The sequence below is a fragment of the Streptomyces torulosus genome, assembly GCF_001419765.1.
GTDB lineage: Bacteria > Actinomycetota > Actinomycetes > Streptomycetales > Streptomycetaceae > Streptomyces > Streptomyces torulosus.
Genome location: NZ_LIRK01000592.1, coordinates 1 through 10,490, shown reverse-complemented (window position 1 = coordinate 10,490; position 10,490 = coordinate 1). Strand labels below are relative to the sequence as shown.

Annotated in this window: 8 protein-coding genes and 1 pseudogene; 4 read left to right on the top strand and 5 right to left on the bottom strand. The window is 69.3% G+C overall.

From position 1 onward, the window contains the following. The first annotated feature begins 254 nt into the window (after positions 1–254). Positions 255–980: an IclR family transcriptional regulator gene (locus AOK23_RS34390; RefSeq protein WP_055716452.1), complete on the top strand. Its 726-nt coding sequence runs from the start codon at positions 255–257 to the stop codon at positions 978–980. A 98-nt stretch (positions 981–1,078) separates the two neighbouring features. Beyond that, positions 1,079–1,516 carry an SsgA family sporulation/cell division regulator gene (locus AOK23_RS34385; protein ID WP_055520475.1) on the top strand — a complete coding sequence of 146 codons (438 nt, stop codon included), beginning with the start codon at positions 1,079–1,081 and terminating at the stop codon, positions 1,514–1,516. A 29-nt stretch (positions 1,517–1,545) separates the two neighbouring features. Here AOK23_RS34385 and AOK23_RS34380 read toward each other — a convergent pair whose 3' ends face one another. Continuing rightward, positions 1,546–3,015, bottom strand: a complete 1,470-nt coding sequence (locus tag AOK23_RS34380) for a YibE/F family protein (RefSeq protein ID WP_055716451.1) — start codon at positions 3,013–3,015, stop codon at positions 1,546–1,548. A gap of 220 nt (positions 3,016–3,235) precedes the next feature. Between AOK23_RS34380 and thiC the strand changes: the two genes are divergently transcribed. Next, positions 3,236–5,059 (top strand): phosphomethylpyrimidine synthase ThiC, encoded by a 1,824-nt coding sequence (thiC, locus tag AOK23_RS34375; RefSeq protein ID WP_055716450.1) that lies wholly within the window; start codon positions 3,236–3,238, stop codon positions 5,057–5,059. 234 nt (positions 5,060–5,293) lie between these two features. Here thiC and AOK23_RS34370 read toward each other — a convergent pair whose 3' ends face one another. The 3 genes from AOK23_RS34370 to AOK23_RS34360 all read right to left on the bottom strand — a co-directional run bounded on the left by AOK23_RS34370 (position 5,294) and on the right by AOK23_RS34360 (position 8,755). Next, positions 5,294–6,166 carry a hypothetical protein gene (locus AOK23_RS34370; RefSeq protein ID WP_055716449.1) on the bottom strand — a complete coding sequence of 291 codons (873 nt, stop codon included), beginning with the start codon at positions 6,164–6,166 and terminating at the stop codon, positions 5,294–5,296. Between the two features lie 183 nt (positions 6,167–6,349). After that, entirely contained in the window at positions 6,350–7,441 is a 1,092-nt protein-coding gene (locus tag AOK23_RS34365) for a metallophosphoesterase (RefSeq protein ID WP_276205778.1), read from the bottom strand. Between the two features lie 201 nt (positions 7,442–7,642). Continuing rightward, the gene (locus tag AOK23_RS34360) at positions 7,643–8,755 is read right to left on the bottom strand and encodes a LacI family DNA-binding transcriptional regulator (protein WP_079049873.1); all 1,113 of its coding nucleotides are present in this window, start codon (positions 8,753–8,755) and stop codon (positions 7,643–7,645) included. Positions 8,756–9,152: 397 nt separating this feature from the next. Here AOK23_RS34360 and hisC point away from each other — a divergent pair, with 397 nt between their 5' ends. Beyond that, entirely contained in the window at positions 9,153–10,232 is a 1,080-nt protein-coding gene (gene hisC, locus AOK23_RS34355) for a histidinol-phosphate transaminase (RefSeq protein WP_055716446.1), read from the top strand. Positions 10,233–10,252: 20 nt separating this feature from the next. On the opposite strand, the pseudogene AOK23_RS34350 reads toward hisC, so the two are convergent. Continuing rightward, positions 10,253–10,490: pseudogene (locus AOK23_RS34350) on the bottom strand (IS982 family transposase); the annotation flags it as partial.

Below are 10,490 nucleotides of genomic sequence, written 5' to 3'. Positions count from 1 at the left end.
CACAACCCCCTCCGGCGCCCCGGACCGTGCCCCCACCGACGACCGCGCCACAGACGCCCGCGCCGCCGCCCAGGGCATCGACATCTGCGTCATCGACGGAGTCGGCACCCACGCCCGAGTCGGAGCCGGCCACCGAACCCGCTCGGCCCGCACCACCGCCTCCGGCGCACAGGTCGGGGCGAGGAGCGCGCCCATCGGCCTCGGCGGCCCCACCGAGCGTGCCCGACCCGCAGTCGGGGACCCTCATCGGCTCCGTGCAGCGGGCGATGCGGTTGCTGGAGGCCGTCGCCGAGCGAGAACACGGGGCACCGGCCAAACAGTTGGCGCGGGACGCCGGACTCGCCCTGCCCACGGCGTACCACCTGCTGCGCACCCTGGTGCACGAGGGCTATCTCCGCCGGGAGAAGGGACTGTTCTTCCTCGGCGAGGCCGCGGAACGGCTGAGCAGCAGCGGAGCGCAGCAGAAACGTCGCAGCACGGTCGACGAGGCCCTGGCGCACTGGCGGGACACCATCGGCGCCCCCATGTACTTCGCGATCTACCGGGACGGCGAGATCGAGGTCAAGTGCGTCGCCGACAGCCCGAGCGCCCCGGCGGTCGAGGAGTGGGCCGACTTCCGGGAGACGGGCCACGCGCACGCCATCGGACAGTGCCTGCTGTCCCAACTCGGCGACGAGGCCCGCCGCGACCACCTGGAGCGCTACCCCGTACAGTCGATCACGCCGTACACAGTGCGTGACAACGAGACGCTGCTGCGGCGCCTGGACCGGATCGGACGGATGGAACCCGTCGTCGAGCGCCAGGAGTACGCCTTGGGGACGGTCTGCGCCGCGATTCCCATCACCGCGGGGACGACCGCCGCGACCCTGGCCCTCTCGCTTCCCGTGCACCAGGCCGACCGGCTGCTGCCCGCGGCGCATCAATTGCAGACCGAGATCGGAATGCTGCTAGGGACACTCGCGATCTCTATCAGCATCTGAAAAATCACTCCTTGTGATCTCCCGTGTACTTTCAGCAAACTTCCAGGAGTGTCAGGCAGATGTTTCCTGGCCAGTCGACCAACATGGCGGGGTAGGCGATGCGCGAGTCGGTACAGGCAGAAGTCATGATGAGCTTCCTCGTGTCGGAGGAGCTCTCCTTCCGCATCCCGGTGGAGCTGCGCTACGAGACTTGTGATCCCTATGCCGTGCGGCTTACTTTCCATCTGCCCGGTGACGCCCCGGTGACCTGGGCCTTCGGCAGAGAGCTGCTCATCGACGGCGTGGGCCGGCCCTGCGGGGACGGGGACGTGCACATCGCGCCCGCCGATCCGGAGACCTTCGGCGAGGTGCTGATCCGGCTTCAGGTGGGCAGCGACCAGGCGCTCTTCCGGGTGGGTACGGCGCCGTTGGTGGCCTTCCTGGACCGCACGGACAAGCTTGTGCCGCTCGGGCAGGAGCGTTCCCTCGCCGACTTCGACACCCTGCTCGACGAGGCGCTGGACCGCATCCTGGCGGAGGAGCAGAGCGCGGGCTGACCCGTACGTCACCCACGTGCCGTAACGCTTCAGCGCTTGCGGCGGCGCCCCCTCCCCCCACGTGCCGGAGCGGCCGCGGGTGCCGCGGACGCCGTCGCGGGGGCGCCCGGGCGGTCGGCCGAGACGACCAGCGCGGCGAGCGCGGTGGTCACCGGCACGGAGGCGACCAGACCGATCGACCCCACGAGGGTGCGCACGATTTCCTCGGCGACCAGCTCGCTGTTGGCGACCGTACCGACGCTGCTCTGCGCGATCGAGAAGAGCAGCAGCAGCGGCAGGGCGGCGCCGGCGTAGGCGAGGACGAGCGTGTTGACCACGGAGGCGATGTGGTCGCGGCCGATGCGGATGCCCGCGCGGTACAGCCCGCGCCAGCCCATCGCCGGATTGGCCTCGTGCAGCTCCCAGACCGCTGAGGTCTGGGTGACCGTCACATCGTCGAGGACGCCCAGGGAACCGATGATGACGCCCGCGAGCAGCAGGCCGCTCATGTCGATCTCCGGGTACAGGCCGTGGATCAGACCGGTGTTGTCATCCGTGTTCCCGGTCAGTGCGGCCCAGTCGATGAACTGCGAACCCAGCAGGCCGATCAGCAGCAGTGAGATCAGGGTGCCGATCACCGCGACCGAGGTGCGGGCCGAGAGGCCATGGCACATGTAGAGCGCGATCAGCATGATGGCGCTGGCCCCGACCACCGCCACCACCAGGGGGTTCGAGCCCTGAAGGATGGCCGGGAGGATGAAGAAGGTCAGCACCAGGAAGCTGATCGCCAGGGCCACCAGTGCCATGACGCCGCGCATGCGCCCTACCACCACGACGGCGAGCGCGAAGATGCCGGCGAGCAGCGCCATGGGGAACTTACGGTTCACATCGGTGACCGAGTACTGCAGATCCTTGGGCGCGGCGGGCTCGTAGGCGACCACGACCTCCTGGCCCTGCTTCAACTGCCGCGACTGGTCGGGCTGGACGATCTCCGTGAACGTACGGCCCTTGTCCTTGCCTGTGTCGACGCGCACCGTCGCCTTCTTGCAGGTGCCCTTCGCCTGCTGCTGGGCGGACGATCCCTCGGCGGTGGACGTGTCCCCGGTGGGCGGCACGCCCGAGGCGTTCACAGAGGCGCAGTCGACCTCCTCGACCTTGGTCACGGTGGCCGACTGGGTCTGCCGGTCGAAGCCCACGCCAGTGCGCTCGTGCGGCGGTGCACCGCCGGGCCACAGGACGACGAGGCCCACGAGGACCGCGGTGGCGAAGGGGATCAGCACCGCCGCGATCACTTTGCGCAGGTGCTGTGACACGGGCGCGGCCGGGCCGTGGCTGTGACTGTGGGAGTGGCCGTGGCCACCCCCGGAGGACGGGCCTTGGCCGTGTCCGTCACCGGGGCCGTTTCCGTCTCCGGAGCCGTATCCCTGCCCCCCGCCGGAACCGTGGCCGTGCCCGTTCCCAGGGCCATGGCCGTGGGGCGGCTCGGAGGGAGGAGGCGGAGGCTGCTGCATCGTGGTCACCGACCGATCATCGCAAGAACGAGCGAGGCCCACTGTTCACCGCGCCACATCGGACGCTAGCGTGGAGACACCTTTGCACACGCGGGAGCTCGGAGCACCGGGCTGAGAGGGCGCTGACCTCCGCAGACGCGATGTTTCACGTGGAACATCGGCGGGCGGAAATCGCTGCGTCGACCGCTGAACCTGTTACCGGGTAATGCCGGCGTAGGGAGTAGGTCTCATGACCATCGAGGACACACGCACGTCTGCCTCCAGCCAGACAGACGGGGTAAATGCCTCACAGCAGGACGCCAGTGCTGCTGAACAGCCTGGGGGGACCGGCAGGTCCATCGGCTGGCACAAGGCGTACATCGAGGGCTCGCGCCCCGATCTACAGGTGCCGGTCCGTCAGGTGCACCTGACCAACGGCCAGTCCGTCACCCTGTACGACACCTCCGGTCCGTACACCGATCCGACCGTCGAGACCGATGTCAGGAGGGGCCTCACCCCTCTCCGTGACAACTGGATCATCGCCCGTGGTGACACAGAGGAGTACGCGGGCCGCCCCGTCCGCCCCGAGGACGACGGCATCAAGCACACCTCACCACGCGGGGGCCTGCGCAATCTTGACGCGGTGTTCCCGGGGCGGCCGCGCCAGCCGCGGCGCAGCCGTGACGGCCGGGCTGTGACACAGCTCGCGTATGCGCGGCGCGGGGAGATCACCCCCGAGATGGAGTACGTGGCGGTACGCGAGAACGTTTCGCCCGAGGTCGTCCGTGAGGAGATCGCGGCGGGCCGGGCGGTGCTGCCGGCGAATGTGAACCACCCGGAGATCGAGCCGATGATCATCGGCAAGCGGTTCCTGGTGAAGGTCAACGCCAACATCGGCAACTCGGCGGTCACGTCCTCCATCGAGGAGGAGGTGGAGAAGATGACCTGGGCGACCCGTTGGGGCGCCGACACGGTCATGGACCTGTCGACCGGGCGGAACATCCACACCACGCGTGAGTGGGTGCTGCGCAACTCCCCAGTGCCGATCGGCACGGTGCCGCTGTACCAGGCCCTGGAGAAGGTCGACGGTAAGGCCGAGGAACTGACCTGGGAGATCTACAAGGACACGGTCATCGAGCAGGCCGAGCAGGGCGTGGACTACATGACGGTCCACGCGGGTGTGCGTCTGGCGTACGTACCGCTCACCGCCAACCGCAAGACCGGCATCGTCTCGCGCGGCGGCTCGATCATGGCCGCCTGGTGCCTGGCCCACCACAAGGAGTCGTTCCTCTACGAGCACTTCGAGGAGCTGTGCGAGATCCTCGCCGCGTACGACGTCACGTACTCGCTCGGCGACGGTCTGCGGCCCGGCTCGATCGCTGACGCCAACGACGCCGCCCAGTTCGCGGAGTTGCGCACGCTCGGGGAACTCAACCGGATCGCGAAGCGTTTCCACGTACAGACGATGATCGAGGGCCCGGGCCATGTCCCGATGCACAAGATCAAGGAGAACATCGACCTTCAGCAGGAGATCTGCGATGAAGCTCCGTTCTATACGCTCGGCCCGTTGACCACGGACGTCGCGCCGGCGTACGACCACATCACCTCAGGCATCGGTGCCGCGATGATCGCGTGGTGGGGCACCGCGATGCTCTGCTACGTCACGCCCAAGGAACATCTGGGTCTGCCGAACCGTGACGACGTCAAGACGGGCGTCATCACCTACAAGATCGCGGCCCATGCGGCGGACCTCGCCAAGGGACACCCGGGCGCACAGGAGTGGGACGACGCGCTGTCGGACGCCCGCTTCGAGTTCCGCTGGGAGGACCAGTTCAACCTGGCCCTCGACCCCGACACGGCCCGTGAGTTCCACGACGAGACGCTCCCGGCGGAGCCGGCCAAGACGGCTCACTTCTGCTCCATGTGTGGCCCGAAGTTCTGTTCGATGAAAATCTCCCAGGACATCCGTCGCGAACACGGCACCTCGCGGGCCGAGATCGAGGAGGGCATGGCGCAGAAGTCCAAGGAGTTCGCCCAGGCGGGGAACCGGGTCTATCTGCCGCTCGCGGACTGAGGGAGCCGCATAGGTCAGGCGGCCCGGCGGTCGGGCGGAGTGCGCGGGCGACGGCCCTCCACCGACACAGGGCCGCCTTGACCGTCGGCCGTGCGCACGCTGCCGGGTGCGTGACCATGGCGGTCGGCCGACCGCGGCAAACGCGGCCGCCGGCACTCATGCGGGGTGACACCGCCGAGCGTCGGGCGGCCGCCGCCCCCGGTGGGTTCCGGGCGGCGGCTCGAACCCGATGGGTCACTCAGGCTGGTGTTCCGGGCCGCCGAAGTCCGGGCTGCTGAAGTCCGGGCTGGTGAAGCTGGGACGGGAACCGGAGGAGCCGCTGCCGGGGCTGGTGAAGTTGGGCCGGTTGTAGCCCAGGTGCGGCATGCGGCTGGGCGGGGCCGGCCGGTCCGGGTCGCCCAGCACCGCGGGGTCCGGGTGGGCCAGGGCGTCCCGGAGGAACGGCAGGATGCCGCGCTGCAGGAGGGCGTCACGCCATGCCTCCTTGGCGCGGGTCACCTCTTCGTTCAGCTCGTCGCGTGCTCCACGGTCCTCCAGGGCGGTGGAGCCGTTGCGCAGCGCGGTGAGCAGCAGGCCGACCGCGGCCACGAGAATCGCCGCCGCCGTGACCGCGCCGAAGACCCATCCGGTCGTGAGGAGCGTCTCGGCGATCGCCCGATCGGGGTCGAGCACCTTCATGATGTAGCCGACGAGCAGGAAGATCACCGCGGCGGTGCCGGCGAGCACGGGGGCGAGCACGGCGGCCACGGCACCCGCGCCCGCTCCGGCGGCCTCGCCGACCTCTCCCATGGCGGCCACGAGTCCCACCGCCGTCCCGTCGGGCTCGGAGGAGCCGGACGCAGTGCTTCCGGAAGTGGTGCGGGCCGGTGGCGGGTTGCGCAGTTCGTCGCGGGCCTTGACGTAGTACTCGTACTCGGTCGCCGCGGCCGCCGTGATGATGGCCGTGGCGTTGAGCGCCATGGTGCGCAGTTGTTCGGGGTTGAGCCGCTGCAGGCCGGCGGCGAATTCCGGGCGGTACGGTGCGGAGCGCAGCGCCTCGCCGAGGATCCGCTCGTACTCCTGGCGGTCCTCACTGAGGAGGTGCTGCGGAACGCTGTTCATGTGCATCCCCCGATGCTCCGTAGGGCTTGTGGCTCGGCATGCTGACGAGCCGTCGGGCAGAAACGGAGGGGAGCCTGCTACGGATAAGCCGATGGTAGAGCGGTGACGGCGGGCGGTGACAGGGGGTTTGAAGAAATTGGACCCTGGCCGGCGAACTCTTTCGACGGAGGAGGCCGGCCCGCGGCGGGATCAGCTCTGCAGCGGGAGTTGCTGGACCAGCAGCTTTCCTGCCATCGTCACACCGCCGTCCATGGCGACCGCCAGACCGTCCGCATAGATGTACGGTCCCTCGACCGAGGGGCCCGCCCCGTCCTCGCCGTCCTCCGAGCCGACCTCGCCCAGGAGGTACGGGATGGGGCTGTGGCCATGGACGATGCGTGTGCCGCCGTAGATGTCGAGCAGGGAGCGCACGGCGTCGGCGCCGCCCTCGTCGCGGAACGAGAAGCGCCGGGTGAACTTACGGAAGAGGTCCCAGACCTCATCCGCGTCGTTGCGGGTGATCGTCTCGCGGATGGTGTCGTTGACGGCCTCGATGGAGTCGCCGTAGTCGCGGTAGGCGGTGGTGTCGGAGTGCACCAGGAGGTGGCCGTCGACCTCCTCCATGGCGTCGAGGCGGGCCATCCACTGCAGGTGGTGGTCCTGGAGGCGGTCCATGTCGGTCTTCTGGCCGCCGTTGAGGAGCCAGGCGGCCTGGAAGGTGGCCGTGCCCGCGCCCGAGTTGACGGGTGTGTCGCCGAAGCGCTTGGCGCCGAGCAGCAGCAGCTCGTGATTGCCCATGAGGGCCTTGCAGTAGCCGCCGGCCGCCGCGGCCTCGGCGGACAGGCGCATCACGAGATCGATGACGCCGATGCCGTCCGGGCCGCGGTCGGTGAAGTCGCCGAGGAACCAGAGCCGGGCGGTGCCCGCCGACCAGCTGCCCGCGGCGTCGACGAGGCCCTTCTCCCGCAGAGCGGCGATCAGCTCGTCCAGGTAGCCGTGCACGTCACCGACGACGAACAGCGGGCCCGGCCTGCCGGCGGGCTGCTCGGCGGCCGCGGCCTCCGGGTCGATGGTCACCTGAAGGGTGTCACCCCGGTTGATCACCGGAAGGTCCCGCTGGGTGGGGGTGTACCCCTCGGGGTACTCCATGGTCTCGGCGGGATCGCCCGTCTGGCCGGGCTGAGTGGTGTGTCCGTACGGACCGGCCTCGTGGACGTACGCGGGCACGCGGAAATCACGCACCGTCGGCGTCCGCACCTCGGGTCCCTGACCGGCCCCCTGAGTCATCGACCCCTCCACCACCATCGCGCCGCATCTGCACCGCATCGGACTGCCTGGTCGCAGCGGCCCGCGGTGTCGTCCGCCCATCATAGGAATGCGGATCGCGCCATGTGATGACCCAGGGGTGGTGAAATGGCGCGGGGCCCCGGTTCACTGCGGTTTTCTCCCGAATTGGGCGGGGCTCTCCCCGCCCAATTCGCGTTCGGGCCCTCAGCTCGGGCGTCAACCCTCTTCGGGTGATCGTGGCGGACTGACCGTCGTACGCGGCGAGCGCCGCTCGGACGAGGTCCGCACGATCAGCTCCGTCGGTATCACCTGCTCGACCGGTTGGTCCGATTCGACCCCTTCGATGGCGTCGATGAGGAGCTGGACCACCGCCGTGCCGATCCGGCGCGGCTTCAGCGAGAGCGTGGTGATCGGCGGCTCCGTGGTGGCGTACACGGCGGACTCGCTGCAGCACACGAGGAGCAGGTCGTCCGGGACGCGCAGACCGTAGCGCCGGGCTGCGGCGAGGAGATCGGTGCCGTTCGGGTCGAAGAGGCCGTAGACCGCGTCCGGGCGGTCGGGCCGGGCCAGCAGCCGGTCGGCCGCGACGGCTCCCGCGCACGGATCGTGCGCCGGATACGCCTCGTACACCGGATCCTGGCCCACACGCTCGCACCAGCGCAGGTATGCGGTTGTCGAGAGATGGGTGTACGTGTCCGTCGTCGTGCCCGTGAGGAGGCCGATCCGGCGGGCGCCGGCATCGGCGAGGTGGTCGAGGATGCCGAGGACCGCGGCCTCGTGGTCGTTGTCGACCCACGCGGTGACCGGCAGGGCTCCGGCCGGGCGGCCGTCGGAGACCACCGGTAATCCCTGGCGGACCAGCTCGCTGACCACCGGATCCTGGTCGGACGGGTCGATGACCACCGTGCCGTCCAGGGCCACGTTGGACCACACGTCGTGGCGCGAGGTCGCGGGCAGGATGACGAGGGCGTAGCCCCGGGCGAGCGCGGCCGACGTGGCCGCTCGCGCCATCTCCGCGAAGTACGCGAACTCGGTGAAGGTGAAAGGTTCATCCCCGTACGTGGTCACGGTCAGGCCGATGAGGCCGGACTTGCCCGTTCTCAGGGTTCGGGCCGCCGCCGAAGGGCGGTAGCCAAGTCGGTCCGCGACCTCGCGTACATGGCGTCGGGTGGCGTCCGGGAGCCGGCCCTTGCCGTTGAGGGCGTCGGAAACGGTCGTGATGGAGACCCCGGCGGCGGCGGCCACGTCTCGGATGCCCGCCCGGCCCGACCGGCTGCCTCGGCGGGGAGTTTCCGCCCGGCTCACCTGGTGCTTCCCTGCTGCTGTCATGGCGAGCCGATAGTAGGGCTCATGCGGTGGGGTAGTGCGGACGCATATGCACCCGTTGACAGGTACGTTTCTGCAAGGTCAACCATACCCAATTGCCTTGCAATGCAAGGGAGTTGAACGATCCAATGTCAGTACGCTACTTGTCGGCACGCATGAGCCTGCCAAGTAGCTCATGTTTCGAAGAGGTCTCAACTCACCTGCACGGGTGATGCGCGCTACGGCGCGAGCCACCGGCGCGTGCGCTTGTGAACGGCGCGCCCCCGCTTTGATCCCCTTCGTGCGCTGATGCCCGTGATGCGGGTGAAACGGCAGTGACGGACCTCGTTGCCCGCACCCATTCGCAGGCGCGCCGAATCCTCATAAGGTGAGAAGCATTACGTCGACGAGGAGGACTGCGGTGAGCGAGACGAGCCCCAAGCTGCGAGCCGAGCTGGAGGGTATCCCCACCTACAAGCCCGGCAAGCCGGCCGCGGCGGGCGGCCCGGTGGCGTACAAGCTGTCCTCCAACGAGAACCCCTATCCGCCGCTGCCCGGTGTGCTGGAGAGCGTGACCGGGGCGGCCTCGTCGTTCAACCGGTACCCCGACATGGCGTGCACCGGGCTGATGAACGAGTTGTCGGACCGCTTCGGGGTGCCGCTCACGCACCTGGCTACGGGCACGGGCTCGGTCGGTGTCGCCCAGCAACTGATCCAGTCGACCGCAGGGCTCGGCGACGAGGTGATCTACGCCTGGCGGTCGTTCGAGGCGTACCCGATCATCACGCAGATCAGCGGGGCGACGTCCGTGCAGGTGCCGCTGACGCCGGGCGAGGTGCACGACCTGGACGCGATGGCGGCCGCGATCACCGACCGGACCCGGCTGATTTTCGTCTGCAACCCCAACAACCCCACGGGGACGGCGGTCCGCCGGGCCGAGCTGGAGCGGTTCCTCGACCGGGTGCCCAGCGATGTGCTGGTGGTGCTGGACGAGGCGTACCGCGAGTTCGTGCGGGATGTCGAGGTGCCGGACGGCGTCGAGTTCTACCGTGAGCGGCCGAACGTCTGTGTGCTGCGGACCTTCTCCAAGGCATACGGGCTCGCGGGTCTCCGTGTGGGCTTCGCGATCGCTCACGAGCCGGTGGCGGCCGCTCTGCGCAAGACGGCCGTGCCGTTCGGGGTGAGCCAGCTCGCCCAGGACGCGGCGGTCGCCTCGCTGCGCGCCGAGGACGAGCTTCTCGGACGGGTGGGCACGCTGGTCTGCGAGCGCAATCGGGTCGTCGAGTCGCTCCGCGGCCAGGGTTGGACGGTGCCCGACACCCAGGCGAACTTCGTGTGGTTGCGGCTGGGGGAGCGGACGGTCGACTTCGCCGCCGCGTGCGAGGGGGCCGGGGTCGTCGTGCGGCCCTTCCCGGGCGAGGGTGTCCGGGTGACGATCGGCGAGGACGAGGCGAACGACATCTTCCTGAAGGTGACGGAGGAGTTCCGCAAGGAGCTCTAGACGAGTAGTTCCGATGTGGCTCAGTGGTCGTAGGCGATCAGTGACCTGGTGATGGGTGCGCCGATGGTGCGGTTGTGCCAGATCGCGCAGGTCATGGCCAGGATCCGCTGGGCCACCCGGACGCCGACGCCCTCGATGGTGCGGCCGCCGTGCTGTTCCAGGTCGAGCTGGCCCTTGAGGGTGTCGTTGACCGATTCGATCAGCTGCCGCACCGTCTTGAGCAGGGATTCCGCAGGCTGTGGGGTGCCGCGGTTGCGG

Coding starts and splice junctions, on each gene's coding strand:
- thiC (WP_055716450.1), top strand. CDS start 3,236: ATGACCATCGAGGACACACGCACGTCTGCCTCCAGCCAGACAGACGGG.
- AOK23_RS34360 (WP_079049873.1), bottom strand. CDS start 8,755: ATGACAGCAGCAGGGAAGCACCAGGTGAGCCGGGCGGAAACTCCCCGC.
- AOK23_RS34385 (WP_055520475.1), top strand. CDS start 1,079: ATGCGCGAGTCGGTACAGGCAGAAGTCATGATGAGCTTCCTCGTGTCG.
- AOK23_RS34370 (WP_055716449.1), bottom strand. CDS start 6,166: ATGCACATGAACAGCGTTCCGCAGCACCTCCTCAGTGAGGACCGCCAG.